A 26,399-nucleotide genomic window follows, 5' to 3' on the forward strand; every position below is an offset into this window, starting at 1 on the left:
GGGCTGCGCAGCAGCCCTGAAAACCCAAGGGGCTGCTGCGCAGCCCGACGCGGGACAAGCCCGCTCGCCACAACTGTCTATCATTCCCCACAGGATTGGTCCAACCAGCAATGTTGCGGTTGCGCACGCTCTCCGTGTCAGGCGGCAGGTGCTTGCAGGTGCAGGTAAAGGTTGTCGATCAACCGGGTGTTACCCATGTACGCCGCAGCGATGACCACCAGCTCACGGTCATCGGCCTGCGCGGGGCGTAGGGTAACGGCGTGGCGCACTTCGAGGTAATCCTTGCGAAACCCCGCAGCCTCCAGCTGCGCCTGCCCGTCGGCGATCAACGCCGCGAAGTCGCGCTGGCCTCGGCTGATGGCCTCGCCCATGGCGCTCAGCACCCGGTACAGATGCGGCGCTGCGGCGCGTTGCTCGGGGCTCAGGTAGCCATTGCGTGACGACAGCGCCAGGCCGTCGTCGGCGCGCACGGTCGGCTCGCCAATGATCTGAATCGGCAGGTTGAGGTCGCGCACCATGGCGCGGATCACAGCCAATTGCTGGAAATCCTTCTCGCCAAACACTGCAAGGTCGGGCTGGACCATGTTGAACAGCTTGCTGACCACCGTCGCCACACCTTCGAAATGCCCAGGGCGGCTGGCGCCGCACAGGCCTTCGGACAACTGCGGCACGCTGACCCGGGTTTGCACGGCCATGCCGTCGGGGTACATCTCCTCGACGGTGGGGGCGAACAGCAAGTCGCAGCCGGCCTGCACCAGGGTTTGCTGGTCGGCCGCCAAGGTGCGCGGGTACTTGTCGAGGTCTTCGCCGGCGCCAAACTGCAGCGGGTTGACGAAGATGCTGGCGACCACGAAGTCAGCCCGCTGGGCGGCTTTGGTCACCAGTGCGGCGTGGCCGCTGTGCAGGTTGCCCATGGTCGGTACGAAGCCGATGCACTTGCCTTCGCCACGGGCGCGGGCCACGGCGGCGCGCAGTTCGGCCACGCTGTTGACGGTATTCATGCGTTGAACCCATGTTCGTCGGCGGGGAAGCTCACCACTTTGACCGCCTGCACGTAGGCGGCAAGGGCGCTGTGGATGTTCGGCTGGCCGTCCATGAAGTTCTTCACGAACTTCGGCACACGGCCGGTCAGCGACAGCCCGAGCATGTCATGCAGCACCAGCACCTGGCCGTCGGTGGCCGCGCCTGCGCCAATGCCGATGACCGGAATGGCGACCGCCTGGGTAATTTCTGCGGCCAGTTCGCTGGGCACGCATTCGAGCAGCAGCATGGCGGCGCCGGCCTGCTCCAGGGCGATGGCGTCGGCGCGCATCTGCCGCGCCTGGGCTTCGCTGCGGCCCTGCACTTTATAGCCGCCGAGCACATTGACGGTTTGCGGGGTCAGGCCCATGTGCGCGCACACCGGTACGCCGCGGTCGGCCAGCAGGCGAATGGTGTCGGCAAGCCAGGCGGCGCCTTCGATCTTGACCATGTGCGCCCCGGCGCGCATCAACTGCGCGGCGTTGCTGAAGGCAAGCTCGGGGGTGGCGTGGGCCATGAACGGCAGGTCGGCCAGAATCAGCGCGCCCTGGTTGCCCCGTTTCACGCAGGCGGTGTGGTAGGCCATGTCATCGTTGCTGACTGGCAGCGTGCTGTCATGGCCCTGCAGGACCATGCCCAGCGAATCGCCGACCAGCAACACTTCAACGCCGGCCTCGCTGGCAACCTTGGCGAAGGTCGCGTCGTAACAGGTCAGCATGGTGATCTTTTCACCCGCAGCCTTGAGGCCGTTCAGGGTGGTCAGGGTTACTTCAGGCATTTAGGGGCATCCTCGTTCAGGCGCTGTGAACAACAACTGCGGACAACGCGTGTATTCATCTTCCGGAGCGGCACATCATCGTTGTGATGTTCGGGGTGCAGGTCCGTCCGGGCCCAAATGGGTGATTGCGGCCGTATGGCGCCGCGGGACGCCTATAGTCGTGAGCGAGGTGGGGGAAGTCAATCACCCTGTTACCGCATTGTTACGGCGCAGGTGTTACTGGCGTTACCGCCCGCTGAAACGCCCGAATTACAGGCGTTCGAGGCCGACGAACGGGCAATCCTGGAGCAACTGCGCGAGGCTGCGGCCATCGGCCAGGTGAAAATCGGCGGGTACCAGCTCGGCCAGCGGGTAGAGCACGAAGGGGCGGGCGTGCATGTGGTAATGCGGCACTTTCAGCCGCGGCAGGTCGATGACCTGGTCACCGAACAGCAGCACATCGAGGTCAAGGGTGCGCGGCCCCCAGCGCTCTTTGCGTACCCGGCCCTGGCCATTCTCGATGGCTTGCAGGGCGTCGAGCAGTTGCAGCGGCGCAAGCTCGGTATCGAGGGCCGCCACAGCGTTGGTGTAGCGTGGCTGGCCGGGCAGCAGCGAATCGCTGGTGTACAGCGCCGAGGCGGCCGCCAGGCGCGTTGCGCTGATGCCGTCGAGCGCCAGCAGGGCGCTGCGCAGCTGCTCGGCGGGCTCATCGAGGTTGCTGCCCAGGCCGATGTAGGCGCGGGTCATGCTTAGTCCCACGCCTGCTCGTCGTCACGCTTGCGCTTGCTGCCACTGCGTTTGCGCTTGCGCGGGCCGGCACCGGTGGCGCCGCCTTCATCACGGCTGCCCAGGTCGCGAATCATGTCGCGGCGCTGGCTTTCGTTGGCGTCCTGGTAGTCGGTCCACCATTGGCCGAGGCCGTCGGTTTCTTCACCTGCGCTTTCACGCAGCAGCAGGAAGTCGTAGCCGGCACGGAAACGCGGGTTGTCCAGCAGCAGGTCGGCGCGCTTGCCGCTGCGCCGTGGCAGGCGCTCCTGCATGTCCCAGATTTCGCGGATCGGCAGGGTGAAGCGCTTGGGGATAGCAATGCGCTGGCACTGTTCGGCGATCAGGTCGTGGGCCGCACCGTTCATGGCGGGAATCGGCGGCACGCCCTGGCTTTGCAGTTGCAGCACGCGGCCTGGCAATGCGGGCCACAGCAGTGCGGCAAACAGGAACGCAGGCGTTACCGGCTTGCCCTGCTTGACGCGCAGGTCGGTGTTGCTGAGCGCCTGGCTGATCAAGGTGTGGGCGTAGGTCGGACGCTCTTCCAGGGCCTGGCTGCTGGCCGGGAACAGGGGCTCGAACAGGTTCAGGTCGACCAGCATTTCGAAGGTCAGCGCGCCTTGGCCATTCAGGAACAGCTTGAGGCTTTCTTCGAACAGGCGTGCCGGCGGGATATCGCGCAGCATGCGGGCCAGGTCGCGGATTGGCGCCACGGTGTGTTTTTCGATACCGAAGTTCAGCTTGGCGGCAAAGCGCACGGCGCGCAGCATGCGCACCGGGTCTTCCTGGTAGCGGTGCGTCGGGTCGCCGATCAGGCGCAGCAGACGGTTACGCACATCGTGCATGCCGTTGGCGTAGTCGAGCACGCGCTCGCTGACCGGGTCGTAGTACAGGGCATTGATGGTGAAGTCGCGGCGTTGCGCGTCTTCTTCCAGGGTGCCGTATACGTTGTCGCGCAGGATGCGGCCGCTGGCGTTGTGCGAGGAACGGTGGCTGTCGACCTGGTCCTCGTCCGAATGCGGGGCGCGGAAGGTGGCGACTTCAATGATGTCGCGGCCGAAATGCACGTGGACCAGCTTGAAGCGCCGGCCAATGATACGAGCATTGCGGAACTCGGCACGCACCTGTTCAGGGGTGGCGCTGGTGGCGACATCGAAGTCCTTGGGCGTGATGCCCAGCAGCATGTCGCGCACGCAGCCGCCGACCAGGTAAGCCTGGTAGCCGGCCGCCTGCAGGCGTTCGACGATGCCTACGGCATGGCGGCTGAACTGGCTGCGTTGCAGCGAGTGCTGGCTTTTATTGATCACTTCAGGCGTGGTGCGCCTGTGGTGCTGGCCAGGGACTGGCGGGCGGAAAGACTGGAACAACTTCTTCAGCATGGGATGCACTGTTTGAAGGAATGTTCGGCCATGGATAGGGGAATGGCCGCATGATGGGCGGGGATTCTAGCATTTACTGGAGGAATGGTGTAGGCGGTGTGCCAACCCCCGTGGCAGAGGGCCAGAAACGACAATGGGGAGCCTAAGCTCCCCACCAAGTCGTTGTGTGCTCTTATTGTTTTTATGTCGGGCTTCTTGTTTTTGTTGAGTGCCCTGTTCACCAGACCTTGGCCTGTGAACGACCCCCAGACCGGGGGTGAAGAGCAAACGGATTGCTTTGATCGCCGAGATGATGCTGACCTTGCGGTCCAACCAGTTCAGGTGCTGCTTTTAAGTGCAGTTTTTGTTGTTCTCTGCCTGATCGTGGGGCTAGCCCCAAACACAACTCCTCTCCAAAAGAATCAGTTAGCTGCGCCTCCGCCGTCTTGTTTTTATTGTGCGTGAGCCGTTTCGTCTTGTTCTTGTTATGAGTTGCAGTGCTTCTTATTGTTCTTGTACCAAAGATATAGCAGGTGCCGTGCCAACTTTTCAAAACCCAATGAAACCGGGGGTTTTGGCCATTTCGCAGGTTGTGTGCGCCGGGCAAATGTAGAAATTTCGTTACCGTACGCCTCGGGCGCTGTTACGGCTGACAGCTGCGGTAACAGATTTTTACGCAACTGATCTGTTACCGGGTGCTGAACGCATCGCGGGGCAAGCCCGCTCCCACGCCGGTGAGAGAAAGCTTGCCCCGCGTTGGGCCGAGCCGAATCAGTTGTCGCTGGTGGCGTTGCTCTTGCGCCGTGGGATACCCAGGCGTTGGCGGCGTTCCCACAGGCATTTGCGGCTAACCCCGAGTTTGCGCGCAAGCTCGGTTTCGGTCATGTGGTCCTGATGCTCAAGCACGAAGTGCTGGAAGTAGTCTTCCAGCGACAGGTCCTCGGTAGGCTCGTGGCTGGCATTGCTGCCACCCCCGGCCATGCCTGGCAGGCTGGCCAGCATGTCGTCGTCTTCAAGGTCGGCCAGCTCGATGTCGATGCCCAGCAGCTCGGCGGATATCTCTGGGCTTTCGCTGAGAATGACCGCACGCTCCACGGCGTTTTCCAGCTCGCGCACGTTGCCCGGCCAACTGTAGTGGCGGATGGCTTGTTCGGCTTCGCTGGAGAAATGCAGGTCGTCGCGGCCAATGCGCGCACTCTGGCGGGCCAGGAAGGCGCTGGCGATTTCGTTGACGTCCGGGCCGCGCTCGCGCAGGGCGGGCAGCTTCAGTGCGATGACGTGCAGGCGGTAATAAAGGTCTTCGCGGAACTGCCCGGCCTTGGCCAGGTTTTTCAGGTCGCGGTGGGTCGCGGCGATCAGGCGCACATCGACCTTTTGCGACTGCACCGAACCGACCCGGCGAATCTCGCCCTCTTGCAGCACCCGCAGCAGGCGGGCCTGGGCTTCGAGCGGCAGTTCGCCGATTTCATCGAGGAACAACGTGCCGCCGTCGGCGGCTTCGACCAAACCGGCACGGCCAGCGCTGGCACCCGTGAACGCGCCTTTTTCGTGGCCGAACAGTTCGGACTCGATCAGGGTTTCGGGAATGGCAGCGCAGTTCACCGAGATCATCGGCGCCTTGGCGCGCCGCGACAGGTTGTGCAGGGCGCGCGCCACCAGCTCTTTACCGGTGCCCGACTCGCCCTGGATGAGCACATTGGAGTCGGTCGGGGCGACCTTGCGGATTTTCACGTACAGCTCTTGCATCGGTGCGCAGGAGCCGATGATGCCAATTTCGCCATTGGCGGCGGCAGCGGCGGGTTTGTCGGCCGCGGCCTTGGCAGTGCCTGGGCGGGTTTCGGCAGGCGCTGCTGGCGCCGGCGTGCTTGGCCGGTCACGCAGAATACGGGCCACGGCCTGCAGCATCTCGTCATGGTCGAACGGCTTGGCGATGTAGTCCACCGCGCCCATTTTCATCGAGTCCACCGCCGAGCGCAGGCTGGCGTAGCTGGTCATGATCAGTACCGGCTTGCCCTGGCCGAGCTTGATCAGCTCGGTGCCTGGGGCGCCAGGCAGGCGCAGGTCGCTGACGATAAGGTCGAACGTGGCAATGCTGAAGCGTTCCTGGGCTTCCTGCACCGAGCCTGCTTCGCTGACCTGGTACTGGTTGCGTTCAAGCAGACGGCGCAAGGCCGAACGGATGATGGTTTCGTCTTCGACGATCAGAATATGCGGCATTGATTCAATTCTCTCGACGGTCTCGAATTTCAGGGGACGTCGCTACGACATGCCGGGGCAGGGTCACGCGGATCCGGGTACCACGCTGGCGCTCGATGTCGGCCGGGCTGTCGATGGTGATTTGCCCATAATGCTCTTCCACGATGGAATAGACCAGCGCGAGCCCCAGTCCGGTTCCCTCGCCTGGGTCCTTGGTGGTGAAGAACGGTTCGAACAGCCGGTCCATGATGTTTTTCGGGATGCCGCTGCCTTCGTCTTCCACGACAAGGTCCACGGTATGCTCGGTGGCTTCGGTGCGCACCCGTACCGCGCTGCCGGCTGGGGTGGCGTCGCGGGCGTTGGACAGCAGGTTGATCAGCACCTGCGCCAGGCGCTGCGGGTCGCCTGCCACCCAGTGCTCGGGGTCGCACAGGTTGAAGAACTGTACTTCGAAATTGCGCCGGTTAAGCGCCAGCAGACCAATGGCGTCCTGCGCCACCTCGGCCAGGCACACCGGCTCTTCGCTGTTCTGCTGGCTGCCGCCGGCGTGGGCGAAGCTCATCAGCGACTGCACGATGCGCGACACGCGCTTGGTCTGTTCGAGGATCTGGCTGGACAGCTCGATTATCTCGCCGTCGCCCTCGCGCTCCTCGCGCAGGTTCTGCGCCAGGCAGGCGATGCCGGTGATCGGGTTGCCGATCTCGTGGGCCACGCCTGCGGCCAGGCGGCCAATGCTGGCCAGGCGCTCGGAGTGCACCAGCTTGTCTTCCAGGGCCTGGGTTTCGGTGAGGTCCTCGACCAGCAGCACCAGGCCGCTGTTGCCCGGTGCCAGCGGCTCGTCGATGGCGGCCTTGTGCAGGTTCAGCCAGCGCGGCTGGCCGTCGAACGCCAGGCGCTGCTTGTGAAGGTGTTCGTCGGGCACGTTGATGAAGCCTTGCAACAGGCCGCGCCATGGCTCGGTAATGGTTACCAGGCGCGAACCGACCACGTGCTTGGCAGCGATACCGGTCAGCTCTTCCATGGCTTTGTTCCACATGAGGATTTCCTGGTCCTTGGCCAGCGAGCAGACGCCCATGGGCAGCTCTTGCAAGGTCTGCCGGTGGTAGCGGCGCAGGGCGTCGAGTTCGGCGGCAAGGCCGGTCAGGCGCGAGTGGTAGTCCTCAAGCCGGCTTTCGATGAAGTGGATGTCCTCGGTCACGTAGTTTTCGTTACCGGACTTGTACGGCAGAAAGGTTTCGACCATGTCCTGGGCCACGCTTGGGCCCATCAGGCCGGACAGGTTGGCCTCGATACGGTCGCGCAGGCGGCGCAGGGCGTACGGGCGGCGCTCATCGAACGGCAGGTAAAGGTCGCGCAGGGCCTGCTCGACTTCCTTTTGCGCAGCCTTGGCACCCAAAGGCTTAGCCAGTTGGGTGGCGAATTCCTGCGGCGAGGCGGCGTGCAGCTCACGGCGTTGCGGGCGGCGCACGTTATCCACAGCGCAGGCTTCGGCGGCGCTGGCTTCTTCGCTGCTGGCGTTTGTAAACAGTGAAATCAGCGTGAACAGCAGCACGTTGGCAGCCAGCGAACCAATTGCTGCCATGTGCCAGCTGGTGTCGTCCAGCACGTAGATTACATCCAGCATCGGGATGTAGAAGCCCTGCAGGTTGCCCAGCAGCGGCAGCAGCATGGTCAGCATCCAAACCAGCATGCCCGCCAGCAGGCCGGCGATGAAGCCGCGTCGGTTGGCGGTTGGCCAGTACAGCACCGAAAGCACGCCGGGCAGGAACTGCAAGGTGGCCACGAAGGCGACGATGCCCAGGTTGGCCAGGCTCTGGTGGTTGTTCTGGGTGAGGTAGAAGACAAAGCCTGCGGTGATGATGGCAACGATCAGCGCGCGGCGGGTCCATTTCAGCCAGCGGTAGATATTGCCTTCGGCGGGCGGCTGGTACAGCGGCAGCACCAGGTGGTTCAGGGCCATGCCCGACAGCGCCAGGGTGGTGACGATGATCAGCCCGCTGGCGGCCGACAGCCCGCCGACGTAGGCCAGCAGCGCCAGCGCCTCATTGTTGGCGGCGATGCCCAGCCCGAGGGTGAAATATTCCGGGTTGGTGCTGGCGCCCAGGCGCAGGCCGGCCCACAACACCAGCGGCACCGCCAGGCTCATCAGCAGCAGGAACAGCGGCAGGCCCCAGCTGGCGCTGACCAGCGAGCGCGGGCTGAGGTTCTCGGTGAAGGCCATGTGGTACATGTGCGGCATGACGATGGCCGAGGCGAAGAACACCAGCAGCAAGGTGCGCCACGGGCCTTCCTGCAACGGGGTGTGCAAGGCGGCCAGCGCGGTCTGGTTCTGCAGCAGCCACAGCTCCAGTTCGTGCGGGCCACCGAATACGCCATACAGCGCATACAGGCCGATACCACCCAGGGCCAGCAGCTTGATCACCGACTCGAAGGCAATGGCGAACACCAGGCCTTCGTGTTTTTCACGGGTGGCGATATGCCGCGAGCCGAAGAAAATGGTGAACAGGGTGATCAGCGCACAGAACGCAAATGCCACCCGCGCCTTGACCGGCTCGCCGGTGAGGATGCTGATGGAGTCGGCCACCGCCTGAATTTGCAGGGCGAGCAAGGGCAGCACGCCGATCAGCATGAAGATGGTGGTCAGCGCGCCGGCCCAGGTGCTGCGAAAGCGAAACGCCAGCAGGTCGGCCAGCGAGGATAACTGGTAGGTGCGGGTGATCTTGAGGATCGGGTACAGCAGCACCGGGGCCAGCAGGAACGCCCCGGACACCCCCAGGTAGCAGGCCAGGAAGCCATAGCCGTACTGGTAGGCCAGGCCGACCGAGCCATAGAAGGCCCAGGCACTGGCGTAGACGCCCAGCGATAGGGTGTAGGTCAGGGGGTGGCGGATGATGGCGCGCGGGATCAACCCGCGTTCGCTGATCCAGGCCACGCCGAACAGCACCAGCAGGTAGGCGGCGCTGATCAGGATCATCTGGGTCAGACTAAAGCTCATCGGCATCTCGTTGGCTCTGCAGGATGAAGGTGACGACGATCAGGATCAGCCAGAGCAGGTACGGGCGGTACCAGGCTCCGGTCGGCTCGATCCACCAGTCCATGATGGCCGGGGAGAACAGATAGATCCCCACGACCAGAAGCAGGACCAAACGATAGATGTACATGCTGGCCTCGATGGTTGGGCGCTGCGGGTTTGGCGTTGATTATTGCTGCAAATGGCGGGGGCGAGGGTAGCGGGAATCCACGGTATTGGCCAAGGTTTTGAAATGGCTGGGTTTTGCGCCACCGGGGTTGCCTGTGCTGGCCTCATCGCAGGCTGTCGCCAGCTCCCACAGAGACCGTGCTCAACCGCAACATTGCTGGTTGTACCCCATCCTGTGGGAAACGATAGATAGTTGTGGCAAGCCCGCTCGCCACAAGGAGATATGTCTGGCGAAAACAGGATTGTACAAAACCATAGAATCTCCCACAGGAATTGAGCCAGACACCAATATTGCAGCTGACGCGGCCTCTGTGGGAGCTGGCGAAAGCCTGCGATAGGCCGGGCCTGCTTTTAGTGCAAATCAGCCTCGGGCACGCTCATCTGCCGGGGGATGTTCTGCGGCTGCCATTGCTGGCGGGCAATGGCCAGCACCTCGTCAGGTGACGCCTGCGCCCACTGCGCCTCGGTAGCTTGCCCCAACGCCCGCAACGCCCTGAGCAGCAGCGGGGTGGCTTCGGCAGGCGCCAGCGGTGGCGAGCGGTACGACTTGCCCAGCTTGTGCCCGTCCGGCTGGGTAATCAACGGGATATGCAGATAGCGCGGCTCGCAGAACCCCAGCAGTTCCTGCAGGTACAGCTGGCGCGGCGTGTTATCCAGCAGGTCGGCGCCGCGTACCACATCGCTCACCCCTTGCCAGGCGTCATCCAGCACCACCGCCAATTGGTAGGCGTACAGCCCGTCGCGACGCTGAATGATGAAGTCGCCCACTTCGCGGCCCAAGTGCTGCTCGAACGGCCCTTGCACCCGGTCATTGAAGCGGTAGATCAGTTCCGGCACCCGCACACGAATCGCCGCACCGTCACGGGCATGCCCAGCATTGCGGCAATGGCCTGGGTAAACCCCACCGTATCCTTCGAGCTGCTTGCGCGAACAGGTGCAGGCATAGGCCAGGCCCATGCTGAACAAGCGGTCGACCACGGCGGCGTAGGCGTCATGGCGCAGGCTCTGGCACACCGCCTCCCCATCCCAGTGCAGGCCGTAGCTTTCCAGGGTGTGCAGGATCGCATCGCGGGCACCGGGCATTTCCCGAGGTGGGTCGGTGTCTTCCACGCGCAGCAGCCATTGGCCGTTGACGGCGCGGGCATCGAGCCAGGAGGCGAGGGCGGCGACCAGCGAGCCAAAATGCAGCAAGCCACTGGGGGTTGGCGCGAAGCGCCCGATATAGCGGGAGTCGGTCATGGTCTGCGCAGGCTATATAAATGAAGACGGGGCGTAGCGGCTGCGCAGGCAATGCCCGGCAACCCCTACGCCCCGCCTTTGCAGGATTCGGATCAGCCTTTGCCTTCCGACCTTTCCTTTTTCTCGGCGAGTTCCTTGCAATCGAAGCACAGGTCGGCGGTCGGGCGAGCTTCAAGGCGGTGCAGGCCGATCTCGACACCGCAGGAATCGCACCAGCCGTAGTCTGCGTCCTGGATCTTCTGCAAGGTTTTGTCGATCTTCTTGATCAACTTGCGCTCGCGATCCCGGTTACGCAGTTCAAAGGCGAACTCTTCTTCCTGGCTGGCACGGTCGGCCGGGTCAGGGAAGTTGGCTGCTTCGTCCTTCATGTGAGTCACGGTCTGATCGACACTGGTCATCAGCTCAAGTTTCCAGGCGCCCAGCAGCTTGGTGAAGTGCTTGCGCATGGGTTCACCCATGTACTCTTCGCCTTTGGTTTCCTTATAAGGCTCGACACCGTACATGGTCTGACCGGCTTTTTGCTTTTCTACGGTGGACATGAATAGACCGCCTCTCACTCATCTGATCCAATGCGCAGGCTTGATTCCATCTCCGGCACCCGCCGGCCCTGCGACTGCGAGCCGCCGAACTTACCAGATAGCACCGGGGTGCGCTAGCCCGTGCCATGGATGCTATGGACAGCGGCGTGAACGGCACGTTCGGTAGATTGCGCGGTTAGAATCACCAGTCTAGACCCAATTGAGAGAAGGCCCATGGCTCAGCCACACAGTGCGCGCAGTCGCGCCATCGAACCCTTTCACGTCATGGCCCTGCTGGCGCGCGCCAACGAGCTGCAGGCCGCAGGCCGTGATGTGATCCACCTCGAAATCGGCGAGCCGGACTTCGCCACCGCCGCGCCGATCGTCGCCGCCGGGCAAGCGGCCTTGGCCAATGGCCACACCCGCTACACCGCTGCACGCGGGTTGCCGCAACTGCGCGAGGCGATTGCCGGCTTCTATGGCCAGCGCTACGGCGTCGACCTTGACCCTGAGCGTGTGCTGGTCACCCCGGGCGGCTCTGGCGCGCTGCTGTTGGCCAGCAGCCTGCTGGTGGACCCCGGCAAACACTGGCTGCTGGCCGACCCTGGTTACCCGTGCAACCGGCATTTTCTGCGCCTGGTAGAAGGCGGCGCGCAACTGGTGCCGGTGGGGCCTGATGTGAACTATCAGTTGACCGCAGACCTGGTCGAGCGCTACTGGGACAAAGACAGCGTCGGTGCGCTGGTGGCCTCGCCTGCCAACCCGACCGGCACCGTGCTTGACCGCGACCAGTTGGCCGGCCTGTCCAAGGCCACCCGTGCGCGCAACGGCCACTTGGTGGTGGATGAGATCTACCACGGTCTGACCTATGGCATGGACGCTTCAAGCGTGTTGGAAGTGGACGATGAAGCCTTCGTCCTTAATAGTTTTTCCAAATATTTCGGCATGACCGGCTGGCGCCTGGGTTGGCTGGTGGCGCCGCCGTCGGCGGTGGGTGACCTCGAAAAACTGGCGCAGAACCTCTACATCAGTGCGCCGAGCATGGCCCAGCATGCCGCGCTTGCGTGCTTCCAGCCGGACACCCTGGCCATCCTCGAAGAACGCCGCGCCGAGTTTGCGCGCCGCCGTGACTACCTGTTGCCCGCGCTGCGTGAGCTGGGCTTCGGCATTGCCGTGGAGCCGCAAGGGGCGTTTTATCTGTACGCCGATATCAGCGCATTCGGCGGCGATGCCTTTGCATTCTGCAAGCACTTCCTGGAAACCGAGGCCGTGGCCTTTACCCCAGGTGTCGATTTTGGCCGGCATCAGGCCAGCCATCACGTGCGTTTTGCCTACACCCAGAACGTCCAGCGCCTGGAAGAGGCGGTGCAGCGTATCGCTCGCGGCCTGCGGAGCTGGCAGGGCTGATGCTTTTCCCTGAACTGGAACAGGCGCGCCTGCTGCGCCGCTATAAACGCTTTCTTGCCGACATCGAACTGGTCAGCGGCGAGCAACTGACCATCCACTGCCCCAACACCGGCTCCATGCTCAACTGCATGCGCGAAGGCGGGCAGGTTTGGTTCAGCCGCTCCAACGACCCCAAGCGCAAGCTGCCCGGCACCTGGGAAATCAGCGAAACGCCCCAGGGGCGGCTGGCCTGCGTCAACACCGGGCGGGCCAACGCGCTGGTCGAGGAGGCGCTGCGGGCCGGAGTGATCACTGAACTGGCCGGTTTCACCGCGCTTCGGCGTGAAGTGGCGTATGGCGAGGAGCGCAGCCGCATCGACTTCTACCTGCAGTTCGACAGCGGCCCGGCCTATGTCGAGGTCAAGAGTGTCACCCTCGGTTACCCCGACACGGCGGTGGCCGCCTTCCCCGACGCCGTCACCCAGCGCGGCGCCAAGCACCTGCGCGAGCTCGCCGCCTTGGCGCGCCAGGGCATCCGCGCCGTACAACTGTACTGCGTGAGCCTCACCGGCATCGAAGCGGTGCGCCCGGCCGACGAAATCGACTCGGCCTATGCCGATGCGCTGCGCGCGGCGGTGGCTGATGGGGTGGAGGTGCTTGCGTATGGCGCGCGCCTGGACGCCGAGCAGATCGTCATCGATCGGCCGCTGCCAGTGCTGTTCACTCGGTAAGCCAGACCCCCTGGCTGTCTTCCTGGCAGCCTAGGGCCTCCAGCCATTCCCCCGCACATGGCCCGGTGATGCACTCGCCGCTGTCGATGATGAACTGTGCGCCATGATGAGCGCATTGGATCAAGTTGCCGCTGGCGTCGAGAAACTGGTCCTGGTCCCAGTTCAGGCTGATGCCACGGTGCGGGCAGCTGTTGCGGTACAGGTAAACGGTGCCGTTGCGGCGCACGCCGAACAGCTGCGTGCCGTCCAGGGTGAACGCCCGGCTGTGGCCTTCTTTCAGGGTGGCGCTGGGGCAGAGGTAATGCATGCGGGGCATCTTGTTGATGGACGGCGTAGCGCAGTGAGGCGGCTATGGTGCGCAGTTCTTGTATTCGCCACAAGGCGTGAGTTGCGTTTGTACAGAGGTGGCTGTACGACAGGCAAAAAAAGACCCGCCAAATTGGCGGGTCAAAAACCGTGATTAGCCTGATGAGGAGATAATCTGAAAGTCCGAACCAAGGCCTTTCAGAGTATCCAACCAGTCTCGCGACCAGTTGTGATAATCATAACGATTCTCATTTCGTAGTCAATGGCTGTTTCTGATTTATTTTCCGGCCGGCGATGGATGGCACTTCGCGTTCAGCTGTTCGTTGAGCGCTTCCTTGCGTTCGGCGGGCAGGTCGTTCCAGTGCATGTCCAGCAGGGCGCCTTCAATGGCGTACAGCAGCACTTTCGAAGCCCGGAACCCCCGCGTTCTGACTGCCTGATACGCGCCCACAGCGCCGAGGCGGCGCAGGTCCGATGCGCTGTGAATACCAGCGGCGTGCAGCCATTGTGCGGAGGTTTTGCCAAGGTTCTTCAGGTGCTGCAATTCATCGTTCATCAAGCCTCCTTGCGATGGCTGAACGGGGTAGAGGGATAAATCGCGAGCAGGTCTGAGAGGAGTGTAGCGGGGCTTGGCGATTGCGCGGCCTTTTGCCATAGGGGCCGACGGGATGCCGGAGTTACGGGGCACAGCCTGCTTGTTGGTTGTGTGCAACCTGCACCCGCCCCATCGCAGGCTGGCGCCAGCTCCCACAAAGACTGTGCCGGCTGTGATGGAGATGTCTGACTGAGATCTTGTGGGAGCTGGCGTCAGCCTGCGATGAGGCCTGCACAGCTAGCATCACTCTCCTACAGAATCCATGCCCGGCCGCGACGGTATCAGCGGGCTGTGCGATAACGCAGGCGGGTGCCGTACTTGACCGACATCAGAATCTCGTCAGCACTCAGTTCGGCCGGGAAGTAGGTGCCGGAAATCTGCGCATGGGCAAGGCTTGCGCCCTCCAGGCCGTTTTCCCGAAGGTCCAGGCCACGCAGGTCGGCTGCGCGGAAGTAAGCGTCGGAGAAGTCGACACCGCTGACGTCCATCTCGCGCAGGTCCAGCCCACGGAAGTCGCCACCACGAAAATCGATCGAGGCGTGCGCGGCTTTCTCGCGGTTGAAGGCGGCGATCTTTTCGTCGCGAACCAGGGTGAACAGCACGTTGTCCAGCTGACGGGGTTGGTTCATGGCGGCGCCTCCTTTATAAGTTGTGATGATATTGTAATGACATCACTGAGAAGGCGCCTGACTTCAGGCCTGAACTGTCGACTGCTTCACGCCTGCAACCTCAAAGGCCGGGCAGGTGCTGGCGAATCTGCTCGATCAGTTGATCCATGCTGGCGCTGTCCTGGGTGTCGACGCGCTTGCAGTGCGGCTGCTCTTTGCTGGTCAGCGGTTCGCGATTGGCCTGCTGCGCCTTGATCACTTCAAGCGTGGCGTCGGACGGGTCGGTATTCTCGGCCTGGCGCTGCTGCAACCAGCTGGCAATGACCGCATCCGGTGCCTGGCAGTCGAGAATCAGGAACGGCGCACCGGTGCTGCTGGCCACTTCGGCGGCAGCATCGCGCTGGGCCTGCTTGAGGTAGGTGGCATCCAGCACCACCGGGAAGCCGGCTTTGAGAATGGTCGTGGCGATCTGGTGCAGGTGCTGGTAGGTGGCAGCGCTGGCGTCCTGGCCATAGATACCGGCCTGCAGTTGGCCTGCGGCGTCGGCTTGTTGCTCGCCGAACAGGCGTTTGCGCTCGATATCCGAACGCACCCGCACCGCGCCCAGCGCTTCGACCAGGCGCATGGCTACATGGCTCTTGCCAACCGCCGACACACCATGGGTGATCGCCAGCAGGCGCGAAGGGATTGCGCTATAGCTTTCTGCCAGGTTGGCGTAGTTGCGGTAGGTGCGCAGGGTGGTGGCGCGCTGCACGCCATCGGCCTCGGCCGGCATGCTGAACAGCGCAACCTTGGCCCGCACCAGGGCGCGGTAGGCCTTGTAGAAGTTCAGCAGTTCCAGGCCCTGGTAATCACCGGTCAGTTCCAGGTACTGGCTGATGAAGCGCCGCGCCAGGCACTTCAGGCCACGGTCTTCGAGGTCCATGGCCAAAAAGCCGACGTCGGCATACACGTCGGTCAGGCGGAACGGTTCGTTGAACTCGATGCAGTCGAAGATCACCACCTTGCCGTCGATCAGCGTGGCGTTGCCCAGGTGGATATCGCCGTGGCACTCGCGGATAAAGCCATTGGCCTTGCGCGCCTCTAGCAGCCCATGCAGGCGCTCGAAGCTGCTGCGGGCCCAGGCTTGCAGGTTGTCCAGTTGCTGCAGGTCGGCCTTGTCGCTGAGGAACGGGCGGATTTGCTCGAAGTTCTGCTCGACCGGCGCCATGACGCTGTCAGGGGTGCCCAGTGGGTGCTCTGGCGAGACTTTCGGCGCTTGCAGGTGGAATTCGGCAATCTGCTGGGCCATCTGGTCGATGTGCCCGGCGTTCAGTTCACCGTTGGCCTGCAGGGTGTTAAGCATCTGGCCTTGGGGGAACTGGCGCATTTTCAGCGCGTACTCGATCACTTCGCCTTCACCGCCCAACTGCGGGGCCTCGGCACTGCCGGTAATCGGCAATACGTCCAGGTACAGGCCTTCGGTCAGGCGCTGGTTCAGGCGCAGCTCTTCACGGCAGAAGTGGCCGCGCTGGTCGAGGGAGGTGAAGTCGAGAAACCCGAAGTTCATCGGTTTCTTTATTTTGTAGGCGTATTCGCCAGTAAGCAGGACCCAGGAGATGTGCGTCTCGATGAGCTGGAAGCCCGCCACCGGGTGCGGAAAGAGGGCAGGGTTCTGCAGTGCGCTGATCAGGGCTTGGCTCACGGATCGTCCTTTGAAGGGTCAGGGAATTCAAAGCCGACATTATGGTCAATGGTGCCGTCCCTGCAAACCGCCGCAGCCGTCTGCCCCCCTTTTTGAAAGTGCGTATAATCCGCCGCCATGACTCGTACCCGAAATTCCCGCACCCCCAAAAAACGCCCGACCGGCCGCGTCCGCGCCCTGCTGGGCTGGGCGCTCAAGCTCAGCCTGGTTGGCCTGGTAGTGATCGCCGGCTTCGCGGTTTACCTCGACGCCACCGTTCAGGAGAAGTTCTCCGGCAAGCGCTGGACAATCCCGGCCAAGGTGTACGCCCGGCCGCTGGAGCTGTTCGTCGGCCAGAAACTGAGCAAGGAAGATTTCCTTACCGAACTCGATGCCCTGGGCTATCGCCGCGAAACCTCGGCCAGTGGCCCGGGTGCTGCGTCGGTCAATGGCAATACCATCGACATCAATACCCGTGGCTTCCAGTTCTATGAAGGCATGGAGCCTGCGCAGTTCGTGCGTGTACGCTTCTCCGGCGACTACGTGGCCGGGCTGGCTGGCGCCAATGGCGGCAAGCTCGATGTGGTACGCCTGGAGCCGCTGATGATCGGCGGTATCTACCCGAAAAACCTTGAAGACCGCATCCTGATCAAGATCGATCAGGTGCCGCCGTACCTGCTCGAAACCCTGATCGCCACCGAAGACCGCGACTTCTACAGCCACTTTGGCGTCTCGCCCAAGTCCATCGCCCGGGCGATCTGGGTCAACACTTCGTCGGGCGCCATGCGCCAGGGCGGCAGTACCCTGACCCAACAGCTGGTGAAGAACTTCTTCCTCACCAACGAACGGAGCCTCAGCCGCAAACTGACCGAAGCGATGATGTCGGTGCTGCTTGAGGTGCACTACGAAAAACGCGAAATCCTCGAGGCCTACCTCAACGAGGTGTTCGTCGGCCAGGATGGCCAGCGCGCCGTGCACGGCTTCGGGCTTGCCAGCCAGTTCTTCTTCAGCCAGCCGCTGCAAGAGCTCAAGCTGCACCAGATCGCCTTGTTGGTGGGCATGGTCAAGGGGCCGTCCTACTACAACCCGCGGCGTCACCCTGAGCGCGCCCTGCAACGGCGCAACCTGGTGCTCGACCTGCTGGTAGAGCAGGGCGTGGCCACCCAGGAAGTGGTCGATGCTGCGAAGAAAATGCCACTGGGTGTGACCAAGCGCGGCAGCCTGGCCGACAGCTCGTTCCCGGCGTTCCTCGACCTGGTCAAGCGTCAGCTGCGCCAGGACTACCGCGACGAAGACCTTACCGAAGAAGGCCTGCGCATCTTCACAAGCTTCGACCCGATCCTGCAGATGAAGGCCGAAACCGCGATGAGCGAGACCTTCAAGCGCCTGTCTGGGCGCAAAGGGGCCGACGAAGTGGAATCGGCAATGGTCGTCACCAACCCCGAAACCGGCGAAGTGCAGGCCCTGATCGGCAGCCGCCTGGCAGGCTTTGCCGGCTTCAACCGCGCGCTGGATGCGGTGCGCCCGATCGGCTCGCTGGTCAAGCCATCGGTGTACCTGACGGCGCTCGAGCAGCCGAGCAAATACACCCTGACCACCTGGGTGCAGGATGAGCCGTTCTCGGTCAAAGGCGCCGATGGGCAAGTGTGGCGGCCACAGAACTACGACCGCCGTGCCCATGGCACCATCTACCTGTACCAGGGCCTGGCCAACTCGCTGAACCTGTCCACCGCCAAGCTGGGCCTTGAAGTCGGCGTGCCGAACGTGATCAAGACCATCGGCCGGCTGGGCGTGCAGGTCGACTGGCCAGCGTTCCCGGCAATGCTGCTGGGCGCGGGGGGCATGTCGCCAATGCAGGTCGCGAACATGTTCCAGACCATCGCCAACGGCGGTTTCAACACGCCGATGCGCGGTATCCGCAGCGTGCTGACCGCAGAAGGCAAACCGCTCAAGCGTTACCCGTTCCAGATCCAGCAAACCTTCGACCCGGGTGCCATTTATCTGGTGCAGAACGCCATGCAGCGGGTGATGCGTGAAGGTACCGGGCGTTCGGTGTACAACGTGCTGCCAAGCTCGCTGACCCTGGCCGGCAAGACCGGCACCAGTAACGACTCGCGCGACAGCTGGTTCTCAGGCTTCAGCCAGGACTTGCTGGCCGTGGTGTGGCTGGGCCGCGATGACAACGGCAAAACACCGTTCACCGGTGCCACCGGTGCGTTGCAGGTGTGGACCAGCTTCATGAAGAAGGCCGACCCGCTGCCGCTGGACATGCCGCAACCAGACAACGTGGTGCAGGCATGGATCGACCCGCACACTGGCCAGGGTTCCGATGCAAGCTGTCCGGGAGCGGTGCAGATGCCGTATATTCGCGGCAGCGAGCCACCCGCCGGCGCCGCCTGTGGTGGTGAGCAGAACCCGGCAGAATCGGTCATGGACTGGGTCAAGGGCTGGATGAATTGAGCACAGCGTTTAATGAGGGTGTGAAGTGAACAAGTGGTGGATTCCTGCCTTGACCGCGGTAGCCGTGCTGCACGGCTGCGCGAGCGTTCCGCGTGGCAACATTCCGGTGGTCGACTCGGGCACCCGGGTTTCCAACAGCGAGCGCGTTTCGGCCAAGCGCCCGTCGGCCTACCCGACCAGTGGCGGCAGCAACCAGGCGCAATCGCTGCCGGAAGACTCCGGCGTGACCGTGATGATTCCGCAGGGTAGCGGTGGCGCACCGATCAGCACGACGCCGATCAGCACCGGGCCGATTACCCCCGGCCCGGTCAGCAGTGGCCCGATCAGCACCAACCCAAACCCGGTGGCTGACGAGCCGTTCGACATTGCCTCGATGAGCAGCGCACCTGCGGCTACCCAGGCGCCCACTGGTATCCCGCGTAGCAACAGTGGCGGGCTGTCGGCCGACGAGCAGCTAGATGGCCCGGTGCTGGCGCTGCTGACCACCGCCCAGCAGCAACAGAGCAGTGGCGACTTCAACGGCGCTTCGTCGAGCCTGGAGCGTGCCCAGCGCATCGCCCCGCGCGAGCCGCAGGTGCTGTTCCGCCTGGCTCAGGTGCGTTTGTCGCAAGGTGATGCCGCGCAGTCCGAGCAACTCGCCCGTCGTGCCCTGACCTACGCCAACGGCCGCCCAGACCTGCAGGCGCAACTGTGGAACACCATTGCCCAGGCCCGCGAGAAGCAGGGTGACAGCGCCGGTGCCGCCCTTGCCAGGCAAAAAGCCCGGGTCAACCTGTAATGGACCCACGCATTCTGCAGATTGCCGACCACCTGCTGCTGATCGAGCGCGAGCTCAAGGTTCAGGGCTGGTGGAGCGATGCCACGCCCAGTGCCGAGGCGCTGGGTAGCACGGTGCCGTTTGCGGTGGACAGCATGGCGTTCGAGCAGTGGCTGCAGTGGATATTCCTGCCACGCATGGCGGTGATTCTCGAACATGGGCACCCACTGCCCAATGCCTCGGGGATTCTGGTCATGGCTGAAACCGTGTTCGGCGACCGCCCGGAGCAAAGCCGGGAGCTGCGCCGCCTGTTGGCAGCGTTTGATCAATTGATCAGCCCATCCGCCTGATTTCTTCTCTTTTTCCCATAAGGGCCGCAGATTGTGGCCCTTTTTTATGGAAATCTTCTTTTTCCTGCTGCTACATCGGTTTTTAGTGGTTGCGGTGATTCATCTTGATGAAATATTGGCAATAATTTTTCTTGACTTGTTGGCCGCGAATCACAAGAATCCAACTTCCGCTGTAGGGGGACTGCCAGAAGCAGACCCGCTAAGCAGATCATGAGGCGCACACCCGCGCCGACTTGTAACACCCCGCAACGCGTTACCTCGCGCTGGGTGGGAAGACCCGCAACACACAAGGGCTTTCCCAATACTTGCTCAGTCAGTGCTGACGTTCGCTCATGCTCTGCTTGGCAGTAAACCTATTAAGACCCGTCCAGTGAGGACGGTATTCTGGCGTTTTAGAGGTGAACAACGTGGAGCTCTTATCCGGCGCTGAAATGGTCGTCCGCTTCTTGCGCGACGAAGGCGTTAAGCATATCTACGGGTACCCAGGCGGTGCTCTCCTGCATGTTTACGATGCACTGTTCAAGGAACCGGAAGTCCAGCACATCCTGGTCCGTCACGAACAGGCTGCAACCCATATGGCGGACGGTTACGCCCGTGCCACCGGCAAGGCCGGCGTGGTACTGGTAACTTCCGGCCCAGGCGCGACCAATGCCATCACCGGCATTGCCACCGCGTACATGGACTCCATCCCGATGGTCATCCTGTCCGGTCAGGTGCCTAGCACCATGGTCGGCACCGATGCCTTCCAGGAAACCGACATGATCGGTATTTCCCGGCCTATCGTGAAGCACAGCTTCATGATCAAACACGCTGCGGAAATCCCGGAAGTTCTGAAAAAAGCCTTTTATCTGGCGCAGTCCGGCCGTCCCGGCCCGGTCGTGGTCGACATTCCAAAAGATATGACCAACCCGGCCGAGAAATTCGAGTACATCTACCCGAAAAAGGTCAAGCTGCGTTCGTATAGCCCGGCTCTGCGTGGCCACTCCGGCCAGATCCGCAAGGCAGCCGAAATGCTCCTGGCGGCCAAGCGCCCGATCGTCTACGCCGGCGGCGGCGTGATTCTGGGTGGCGGCTCCGAAGCGCTCACCGAAATCGCCAAAACCTTGAACCTGCCGGTCACCAATACCCTCATGGGCCTCGGTTGCTTCCCAGGTACTGACCGCCAGTTCCTCGGCATGCTCGGTATGCACGGCAGCTACACCGCCAACCTGGCCATGCACAACGCCGATGTGATCTTCGCTGTCGGCGCGCGTTTCGACGACCGCGTGGTCAACGGCCCGGCCAAGTTCTGCCCGAACGCCAAGATCATCCACATCGACATCGACCCTGCGTCGATCTCGAAAATGATCAAGGCCGACGTGCCAATCGTAGGCCCGGTCGAAAGCGTGCTCACCGAAATGCTCGGCATCCTCAAAGAGATCGGCGAGCAGCCTGAAAAGGCAGCGCTGGACGCGTGGTGGAAGCAGATCGACGAATGGCGTGGCGATGGCGACCTGTTCCCTTACGACAAGGGCGACGGCAGTGTCATCAAGCCGCAGCACGTGATCGAGACGCTGTGCGAAGTCACCAAGGGCGACGCATTCGTTACCTCCGATGTTGGCCAGCACCAGATGTTCGCGGCGCAGTACTACCGCTTCAACAAACCCAACCGCTGGATCAACTCCGGCGGCCTGGGCACCATGGGCTTCGGCTTCCCGGCGGCCATGGGCGTGAAGCTGAGCTTCCCGGACCAGGACGTTGCCTGCGTCACCGGCGAGGGCAGCATCCAGATGAACATCCAGGAGCTGTCCACCTGCATGCAGTACGGCCTGCCGGTGAAGATCGTCAACATGAACAACGGCGTGTTGGGCATGGTTCGCCAGTGGCAGGACATGGCCTACAACGGTCGCCACTCGCATTCCTACGTCGAGTCGCTGCCGGACTTCGTCAAGCTGGCCGAGGCCTATGGCCATGTGGGTATCCGCATCACCAGCCTGAAAGACCTCAAGCCCAAGCTTGAAGAGGCTTTCGCGATGAAGGATCGCCTGGTGTTCATCGATATCGCGATCGACCGCAGCGAGCACGTCTACCCGATGCAAATCAAGGACGGCTCGATGCGTGACATGTGGCTGAGCAAGACGGAGCGTACTTGATATGCGGCACATCATCTCCCTGCTGCTGGAAAACGAACCCGGTGCCTTGTCTCGCGTGGTCGGCTTGTTCTCCCAGCGCAACTACAACATCGAAAGCCTGACCGTGGCGCCGACCGAAGACCCGACCTTGTCGCGTCTGACGCTGACCACCGTTGGCCATGATGAAGTGATCGAGCAGATCACCAAGAACCTCAACAAGCTGGTCGAAGTGGTCAAGCTTGTCGACCTGTCGGAGAGCGCTCACATCGAGCGTGAACTGATGCTGGTCAAGGTCAAGGCCACCGGTGCCCAGCGCGCCGAGATCAAGCGCACCACGGATATCTTCCGTGGCCAGATCGTCGATGTGACCGCCAGCGTGTACACCGTGCAGCTCAGCGGCACCAGCGACAAACTGGACAGCTTCATCCAGGCCATCGGCACTGCATCGATTCTCGAAACCGTGCGCAGCGGCGTTACCGGCATTGCCCGTGGCGACAAAGTGCTCAGCATCTGAATTTCAACAATTAGCGATGGCTCCCTAGGGGGCCGAGATATAACCAGGGGTATTTCATGAAAGTTTTCTACGATAAAGACTGCGACCTTTCCATCATCCAGGGCAAGAAAGTCGCCATCATCGGTTACGGTTCCCAGGGCCACGCCCAGGCGTGCAACCTGAAAGACTCCGGTGTAGACGTTACCGTCGGTCTGCGTAAAGGCTCGGCCACCGTTGCCAAGGCAGAAGCCCACGGCCTGAAAGTGGCTGACGTCGCCACTGCCGTTGCCGCTGCCGACCTGGTCATGATCCTCACCCCGGACGAGTTCCAGGGCGCGCTGTACAAGAACGAAATCGAGCCGAACATCAAGAAGGGCGCTACCCTGGCCTTCTCCCACGGCTTCGCGATTCACTACAACCAGGTCGTGCCACGTGCCGACCTCGACGTGATCATGATCGCGCCGAAAGCCCCAGGCCACACCGTTCGCTCCGAGTTCGTCAAAGGCGGCGGTATCCCTGACCTGATCGCTATCTACCAGGACGCTTCGGGCAACGCCAAGAACGTCGCCCTGTCCTACGCTGCAGGCGTGGGTGGCGGCCGTACCGGCATCATCGAAACCACCTTCAAGGACGAAACCGAAACCGACCTGTTCGGTGAGCAGGCTGTTCTGTGTGGCGGTACCGTCGAGCTGGTCAAAGCAGGTTTCGAGACGCTGGTCGAAGCAGGCTACGCGCCTGAAATGGCCTACTTCGAGTGCCTGCACGAGCTGAAGCTGATCGTTGACCTTATGTACGAAGGCGGTATCGCCAACATGAACTACTCGATCTCCAACAACGCCGAGTACGGTGAGTACGTCACCGGCCCTGAAGTCATCAACGAAGAATCCCGCAAGGCCATGCGCAACGCTCTGAAGCGCATCCAGGACGGCGAGTACGCGAAGATGTTCATCAGCGAAGGTGCTACCAACTACCCATCGATGACCGCCAAGCGTCGCAACAACGCCAGCCACGGCATCGAGATCATCGGCGAGCAACTGCGCTCGATGATGCCTTGGATCTCGGCCAACAAGATCGTCGACAAGGCCAAGAACTAAGCCTTGCTTGGTTAAATGAAAAACGCGGCTTCGGCCGCGTTTTTTCGTTTGCGGCGCCTGCATCTGGTATAAAGCGGTCAGTGGCTCGCTGTCAGAACCTGTTTCGCGGGCCCATGTCGAACATATTCCACCCTGTTGCAAGGTACTTTTAATGAGCGAACGTCCCGAAGAGCCGAACAAGCCCTCCGACGCCGAAAGCCTGCTACCTGTCGATGAGCATGTTGAAGAAGGCCATGACGCCGAAGGGCGCAAGGTCCGTCACCGCGGCATCTACCTGCTGCCTAACCTGTTCACCACTGCCAACCTGTTCGCCGGCTTTTATTCCATCATCAGCTCGATGAACGCGCAGAGCGCTCTGAGCGCCGGTGACCCGCGCGAGGCGAGCAAGTATTTCGCCTTCGCCGCCATTGCGATCTTCGTCGCCATGGTACTCGACGGCCTGGATGGCCGCGTAGCGCGCATGACCAACACGCAAAGCGCATTCGGTGCCGAGTACGACTCGCTGTCGGACATGGTTGCCTTCGGTGTGGCGCCGGCGTTGCTGGCATTTGGCTGGGCCTTGGGCGACATGGGCAAGGTCGGCTGGATGGTTGCCTTCATCTATGTCGCGGGCGCAGCGCTGCGTCTGGCGCGGTTCAACACCCAGGTCGGCACTGCCGACAAGCGCTACTTCATCGGCTTGGCCAGCCCTGCTGCGGCAGGCGTGGTGGCAGGTACCGTGTGGGCGTTCAGCGACTTTGGCATCCAGGGCTCCAAGCTGTCGTTCCTGGTGGCGCTGCTGGTAGCTGCTGCGGGTATGCTGATGGTCAGCAACATCAAGTACAACAGCTTCAAGGAGCTGGACTTGAAAGGCCGCGTGCCGTTCGTGGCAATCCTGGCCGTGGTGCTGGTGTTTGCGGTGGTCTTCAGCGACCCGCCGCGCATTCTGCTGCTGATCTTCCTCGGCTATGCGATTTCCGGCCCGGTGCAGTTTCTGCTGCGCGCACGTCGGCGCAAAATCTGACAAAGATTTAATCGCGGAATAACCTGCCGGCTCCATAGTCTTACGGGTACATCAGTTACCCGAACTGTGGAGCCGTCATGCTCATCAAGATCCCTCGCAAGTCCGACTGCACGTCAGCGCAGGTCACCCCCGAACATCTCTATCTATCCCGACGGCACATGCTCGGTGGTGCACTGGCAGGCCTTGCCGTGGCTGCGATGCCCCGTTTGGGCGCTGCGGCCGAAGCCTCGCGCTACGCCGATGCCGAGCCCGGCAAGGCGCCGGGCTGGTTCAGCGACAAGCTTGGCGCCACACGTTGGCAGGCAGTCACCGCCCAGGGTGAGGCCATCACCCCGTTCAAGGACGCCACCCACTACAACAACTTCTATGAGTTTGGCCCGGACAAGGGCGACCCGGCGGCCAACGCCAGCACCCTGAGTACCGAGCCGTGGAGCGTTGTGGTTGATGGTGAGGTGGGCAAGCCTGGGCGCTATGCCCTGGAAGACTTCGTCAAACCCTACCAGCTTGAAGAGCGTATCTATCGTCTGCGCTGCGTCGAGGCCTGGTCGATGGTGATCCCCTGGCTGGGTTTCCCGTTGGCAGAGGTGCTCAAGCAGGTCGAGCCGACCTCCAAAGCGCGTTATGTGCGCTTTGAAACCTTGCAGGACCCCAAGAGCATGCCCGGCCAGCGCTCGGGTTTCGCCCTGATCGACTGGCCTTATGTCGAAGGGCTGCGGCTGGATGAGGCGATGAACCCGCTGGCAATACTGGCAGTTGGCATGTACGGCCGTGAGCTTGCCAATCAGAACGGCGCGCCGTTGCGTCTTGTGGTGCCGTGGAAGTACGGCTTCAAGAGCATCAAGTCGATCGTGCGCATCAGCCTGGTTGCGGAGCAGCCGGCGACCACTTGGCAAGGTTTGGCCCCGGATGAATATGGCTTCTATGCCAACGTCAACCCGACGGTTGATCATCCGCGCTGGACCCAGGCCCGCGAGCGGCGGCTGCCCAGCGGGTTGTTCAGCCCGAATGTGCGTGAGACGCAGATGTTCAATGGTTATGCCGATGAGGTGGCGTCGCTGTATAGCGGGCTGGACCTCAGGAAGAACTATTGATGCGCTACCCATGGCTGCGCCTGGCGATCTTCATGACCGGCTGCCTGGTTCCGGCTTGGTGGCTGTACCAGGCGGCGAGTGGGCTGCTCGACCCCGACCCTGGCAAGGTGCTGGTCGATCGGTTGGGGTTGGGAGCGCTGGTGTTCCTGTTGATCACCCTGAGCATGACGCCGTTGCAGCGGTTGAGCGGTTGGCCGGGGTGGATTGTGGTGCGGCGTCAGCTGGGGCTGTGGTGCTTTGCTTATATAGTGCTGCACCTGGCTTCTTATATAGTGTTCGTGTTGGGGCTGGACTGGGGGCAGTTGGGTGTGGAGCTGCGCAAGCGGCCCTACATTATTGTGGGTGCGCTTGGGTTCCTCGGGTTGCTGGCGCTGGCGGTGACCTCGAACCGCTACAGCCAGAAGCGCCTTGGGGCGCGGTGGAAGAAACTGCACCGGCTGGTGTATGGGGTTCTGGGGTTGGGGCTGCTGCATTTTCTGTGGATAGTGCGCTCGGACCTGCGTGAGTGGGCAGTGTATGCAGCGGTCGGTGGAATGTTGATGTTGTTGCGGGTGCCCCAAGTGGCCCGGCGTATCCCGCGCTTGGGTAGGCAGGGGAGGGTGAGGTAAGTGCTGCTCAGCGGTATATTTCAGTTTCTTGAAATAAAGGGTTGACGCCGTTTCAGATCCCCTTATAATGCGCCCCACTTCCAGCGACAAC

24 protein-coding genes are annotated in these 26,399 nt (G+C 62.4%); 11 read left to right on the plus strand and 13 right to left on the minus strand.

The annotated features are described in order from the left end of the window. Positions 1 to 137: 137 nt before the first annotated feature. From panC to dksA, 9 genes are all read right to left on the minus strand, one after another. Positions 138 to 1,001 carry a pantoate--beta-alanine ligase gene (gene panC / locus HU720_RS18245; RefSeq protein WP_186521403.1) on the minus strand — a complete coding sequence of 288 codons (864 nt, stop codon included), beginning with the start codon at positions 999 to 1,001 and terminating at the stop codon, positions 138 to 140. Continuing rightward, entirely contained in the window at positions 998 to 1,798 is an 801-nt protein-coding gene (gene panB / locus HU720_RS18250; RefSeq protein ID WP_186521405.1) for a 3-methyl-2-oxobutanoate hydroxymethyltransferase, read from the minus strand. Before panB ends, panC begins: the two co-directional genes overlap by 4 nt. A gap of 249 nt (positions 1,799 to 2,047) precedes the next feature. After that, entirely contained in the window at positions 2,048 to 2,524 is a 477-nt protein-coding gene (gene folK / locus HU720_RS18255) for a 2-amino-4-hydroxy-6-hydroxymethyldihydropteridine diphosphokinase (protein ID WP_186521406.1), read from the minus strand. A gap of 2 nt (positions 2,525 to 2,526) precedes the next feature. Next, positions 2,527 to 3,921, minus strand: a complete 1,395-nt coding sequence (locus tag HU720_RS18260; RefSeq protein ID WP_186521407.1) for a polynucleotide adenylyltransferase PcnB — start codon at positions 3,919 to 3,921, stop codon at positions 2,527 to 2,529. Between the two features lie 750 nt (positions 3,922 to 4,671). Beyond that, the gene (locus tag HU720_RS18265) at positions 4,672 to 6,117 is read right to left on the minus strand and encodes a sigma-54 dependent transcriptional regulator (RefSeq protein WP_186521408.1); all 1,446 of its coding nucleotides are present in this window, start codon (positions 6,115 to 6,117) and stop codon (positions 4,672 to 4,674) included. A 4-nt stretch (positions 6,118 to 6,121) separates the two neighbouring features. Then, positions 6,122 to 9,097, minus strand: coding sequence for a sensor histidine kinase (locus HU720_RS18270; RefSeq protein ID WP_186521409.1), 2,976 nt, complete (start codon positions 9,095 to 9,097; stop codon positions 6,122 to 6,124). Continuing rightward, a complete protein-coding gene (locus HU720_RS18275) occupies positions 9,081 to 9,257 on the minus strand; it encodes a hypothetical protein (protein ID WP_003250005.1) in 177 nt (58 codons plus the stop codon). The genes HU720_RS18270 and HU720_RS18275 overlap by 17 nt, the downstream gene beginning before the upstream one ends. A 389-nt stretch (positions 9,258 to 9,646) precedes the next feature. Then, positions 9,647 to 10,534, minus strand: a complete 888-nt coding sequence (gluQRS, locus tag HU720_RS18280; protein ID WP_186521410.1) for a tRNA glutamyl-Q(34) synthetase GluQRS — start codon at positions 10,532 to 10,534, stop codon at positions 9,647 to 9,649. A gap of 92 nt (positions 10,535 to 10,626) precedes the next feature. Beyond that, the gene (gene dksA, locus HU720_RS18285) at positions 10,627 to 11,073 is read right to left on the minus strand and encodes an RNA polymerase-binding protein DksA (RefSeq protein ID WP_186521416.1); all 447 of its coding nucleotides are present in this window, start codon (positions 11,071 to 11,073) and stop codon (positions 10,627 to 10,629) included. 213 nt (positions 11,074 to 11,286) lie between these two features. On the opposite strand from dksA, the gene HU720_RS18290 reads away from it, so the two are divergent. Together HU720_RS18290 and sfsA are read left to right on the plus strand one after the other, a co-directional pair. Next, on the plus strand, positions 11,287 to 12,459 hold the full coding sequence (locus HU720_RS18290) for a pyridoxal phosphate-dependent aminotransferase (RefSeq protein ID WP_186521418.1): 1,173 nt from the start codon (positions 11,287 to 11,289) through the stop codon (positions 12,457 to 12,459). Beyond that, positions 12,459 to 13,169 (plus strand): DNA/RNA nuclease SfsA, encoded by a 711-nt coding sequence (sfsA, locus tag HU720_RS18295; RefSeq protein ID WP_186521420.1) that lies wholly within the window; start codon positions 12,459 to 12,461, stop codon positions 13,167 to 13,169. Before HU720_RS18290 ends, sfsA begins: the two co-directional genes overlap by 1 nt. Here the strand turns inward: sfsA and HU720_RS18300 are convergent. From HU720_RS18300 to HU720_RS18315, 4 genes are all read right to left on the minus strand, one after another. Further along, on the minus strand, positions 13,159 to 13,476 hold the full coding sequence (locus HU720_RS18300) for a Rieske (2Fe-2S) protein (RefSeq protein ID WP_186521422.1): 318 nt from the start codon (positions 13,474 to 13,476) through the stop codon (positions 13,159 to 13,161). The two genes, sfsA and HU720_RS18300, sit on opposite strands and share 11 nt — an antisense overlap. Before the next feature lie 276 nt (positions 13,477 to 13,752). After that, complete coding sequence (locus HU720_RS18305) at positions 13,753 to 14,031, minus strand: TfoX/Sxy family protein (protein WP_186521424.1); 279 nt, start codon at positions 14,029 to 14,031, stop codon at positions 13,753 to 13,755. 320 nt (positions 14,032 to 14,351) lie between these two features. Next, entirely contained in the window at positions 14,352 to 14,699 is a 348-nt protein-coding gene (locus HU720_RS18310; protein WP_186521426.1) for a pentapeptide repeat-containing protein, read from the minus strand. A 100-nt stretch (positions 14,700 to 14,799) separates the two neighbouring features. Beyond that, the gene (locus HU720_RS18315) at positions 14,800 to 16,362 is read right to left on the minus strand and encodes an AAA family ATPase (RefSeq protein ID WP_186521428.1); all 1,563 of its coding nucleotides are present in this window, start codon (positions 16,360 to 16,362) and stop codon (positions 14,800 to 14,802) included. A 117-nt stretch (positions 16,363 to 16,479) separates the two neighbouring features. On the opposite strand from HU720_RS18315, the gene mrcB reads away from it, so the two are divergent. The 9 genes from mrcB to msrQ all read left to right on the plus strand — a co-directional run bounded on the left by mrcB (position 16,480) and on the right by msrQ (position 26,308). After that, complete coding sequence (gene mrcB / locus HU720_RS18320) at positions 16,480 to 18,801, plus strand: penicillin-binding protein 1B (protein WP_186521430.1); 2,322 nt, start codon at positions 16,480 to 16,482, stop codon at positions 18,799 to 18,801. A 25-nt stretch (positions 18,802 to 18,826) separates the two neighbouring features. Continuing rightward, positions 18,827 to 19,579 carry a hypothetical protein gene (locus tag HU720_RS18325; RefSeq protein WP_186521431.1) on the plus strand — a complete coding sequence of 251 codons (753 nt, stop codon included), beginning with the start codon at positions 18,827 to 18,829 and terminating at the stop codon, positions 19,577 to 19,579. Beyond that, the gene (locus HU720_RS18330) at positions 19,579 to 19,908 is read left to right on the plus strand and encodes a YqcC family protein (protein WP_186521432.1); all 330 of its coding nucleotides are present in this window, start codon (positions 19,579 to 19,581) and stop codon (positions 19,906 to 19,908) included. The genes HU720_RS18325 and HU720_RS18330 overlap by 1 nt, the downstream gene beginning before the upstream one ends. A gap of 407 nt (positions 19,909 to 20,315) precedes the next feature. Further along, positions 20,316 to 22,040, plus strand: coding sequence for an acetolactate synthase 3 large subunit (locus HU720_RS18335; protein ID WP_186521436.1), 1,725 nt, complete (start codon positions 20,316 to 20,318; stop codon positions 22,038 to 22,040). A gap of 1 nt (position 22,041) precedes the next feature. After that, positions 22,042 to 22,533 carry an acetolactate synthase small subunit gene (gene ilvN, locus HU720_RS18340; protein WP_003250040.1) on the plus strand — a complete coding sequence of 164 codons (492 nt, stop codon included), beginning with the start codon at positions 22,042 to 22,044 and terminating at the stop codon, positions 22,531 to 22,533. Positions 22,534 to 22,589: 56 nt separating this feature from the next. Next, positions 22,590 to 23,606 (plus strand): ketol-acid reductoisomerase, encoded by a 1,017-nt coding sequence (gene ilvC, locus HU720_RS18345; RefSeq protein WP_043203627.1) that lies wholly within the window; start codon positions 22,590 to 22,592, stop codon positions 23,604 to 23,606. 151 nt (positions 23,607 to 23,757) lie between these two features. Beyond that, positions 23,758 to 24,609: a CDP-diacylglycerol--serine O-phosphatidyltransferase gene (gene pssA, locus HU720_RS18350; RefSeq protein ID WP_186521438.1), complete on the plus strand. Its 852-nt coding sequence runs from the start codon at positions 23,758 to 23,760 to the stop codon at positions 24,607 to 24,609. Between the two features lie 77 nt (positions 24,610 to 24,686). Then, positions 24,687 to 25,700 carry a protein-methionine-sulfoxide reductase catalytic subunit MsrP gene (msrP, locus tag HU720_RS18355; protein WP_186521446.1) on the plus strand — a complete coding sequence of 338 codons (1,014 nt, stop codon included), beginning with the start codon at positions 24,687 to 24,689 and terminating at the stop codon, positions 25,698 to 25,700. Then, positions 25,700 to 26,308 carry a protein-methionine-sulfoxide reductase heme-binding subunit MsrQ gene (gene msrQ, locus HU720_RS18360; protein ID WP_186521448.1) on the plus strand — a complete coding sequence of 203 codons (609 nt, stop codon included), beginning with the start codon at positions 25,700 to 25,702 and terminating at the stop codon, positions 26,306 to 26,308. Before msrP ends, msrQ begins: the two co-directional genes overlap by 1 nt. Positions 26,309 to 26,399: the final 91 nt, after the last annotated feature.

Origin of the sequence: Pseudomonas sp. SWRI51 (assembly GCF_014268825.1) — a bacterium.
Classification (GTDB): Bacteria; Pseudomonadota; Gammaproteobacteria; order Pseudomonadales; family Pseudomonadaceae; genus Aquipseudomonas; species Aquipseudomonas farsensis.

Coding starts and splice junctions, on each gene's coding strand:
- HU720_RS18265 (WP_186521408.1), bottom strand. CDS start 6,117: ATGCCGCATATTCTGATCGTCGAAGACGAAACCATCATCCGTTCGGCC.
- mrcB (WP_186521430.1), top strand. CDS start 16,480: ATGACTCGTACCCGAAATTCCCGCACCCCCAAAAAACGCCCGACCGGC.
- pssA (WP_186521438.1), top strand. CDS start 23,758: ATGAGCGAACGTCCCGAAGAGCCGAACAAGCCCTCCGACGCCGAAAGC.
- dksA (WP_186521416.1), bottom strand. CDS start 11,073: ATGTCCACCGTAGAAAAGCAAAAAGCCGGTCAGACCATGTACGGTGTC.
- HU720_RS18290 (WP_186521418.1), top strand. CDS start 11,287: ATGGCTCAGCCACACAGTGCGCGCAGTCGCGCCATCGAACCCTTTCAC.
- ilvN (WP_003250040.1), top strand. CDS start 22,042: ATGCGGCACATCATCTCCCTGCTGCTGGAAAACGAACCCGGTGCCTTG.
- ilvC (WP_043203627.1), top strand. CDS start 22,590: ATGAAAGTTTTCTACGATAAAGACTGCGACCTTTCCATCATCCAGGGC.
- gluQRS (WP_186521410.1), bottom strand. CDS start 10,534: ATGACCGACTCCCGCTATATCGGGCGCTTCGCGCCAACCCCCAGTGGC.
- HU720_RS18305 (WP_186521424.1), bottom strand. CDS start 14,031: ATGAACGATGAATTGCAGCACCTGAAGAACCTTGGCAAAACCTCCGCA.
- HU720_RS18330 (WP_186521432.1), top strand. CDS start 19,579: ATGGACCCACGCATTCTGCAGATTGCCGACCACCTGCTGCTGATCGAG.
- panB (WP_186521405.1), bottom strand. CDS start 1,798: ATGCCTGAAGTAACCCTGACCACCCTGAACGGCCTCAAGGCTGCGGGT.
- HU720_RS18275 (WP_003250005.1), bottom strand. CDS start 9,257: ATGTACATCTATCGTTTGGTCCTGCTTCTGGTCGTGGGGATCTATCTG.
- msrP (WP_186521446.1), top strand. CDS start 24,687: ATGCTCATCAAGATCCCTCGCAAGTCCGACTGCACGTCAGCGCAGGTC.
- HU720_RS18270 (WP_186521409.1), bottom strand. CDS start 9,097: ATGCCGATGAGCTTTAGTCTGACCCAGATGATCCTGATCAGCGCCGCC.
- HU720_RS18260 (WP_186521407.1), bottom strand. CDS start 3,921: ATGCTGAAGAAGTTGTTCCAGTCTTTCCGCCCGCCAGTCCCTGGCCAG.
- msrQ (WP_186521448.1), top strand. CDS start 25,700: ATGCGCTACCCATGGCTGCGCCTGGCGATCTTCATGACCGGCTGCCTG.
- panC (WP_186521403.1), bottom strand. CDS start 1,001: ATGAATACCGTCAACAGCGTGGCCGAACTGCGCGCCGCCGTGGCCCGC.
- HU720_RS18300 (WP_186521422.1), bottom strand. CDS start 13,476: ATGCATTACCTCTGCCCCAGCGCCACCCTGAAAGAAGGCCACAGCCGG.
- sfsA (WP_186521420.1), top strand. CDS start 12,459: ATGCTTTTCCCTGAACTGGAACAGGCGCGCCTGCTGCGCCGCTATAAA.
- HU720_RS18310 (WP_186521426.1), bottom strand. CDS start 14,699: ATGAACCAACCCCGTCAGCTGGACAACGTGCTGTTCACCCTGGTTCGC.
- folK (WP_186521406.1), bottom strand. CDS start 2,524: ATGACCCGCGCCTACATCGGCCTGGGCAGCAACCTCGATGAGCCCGCC.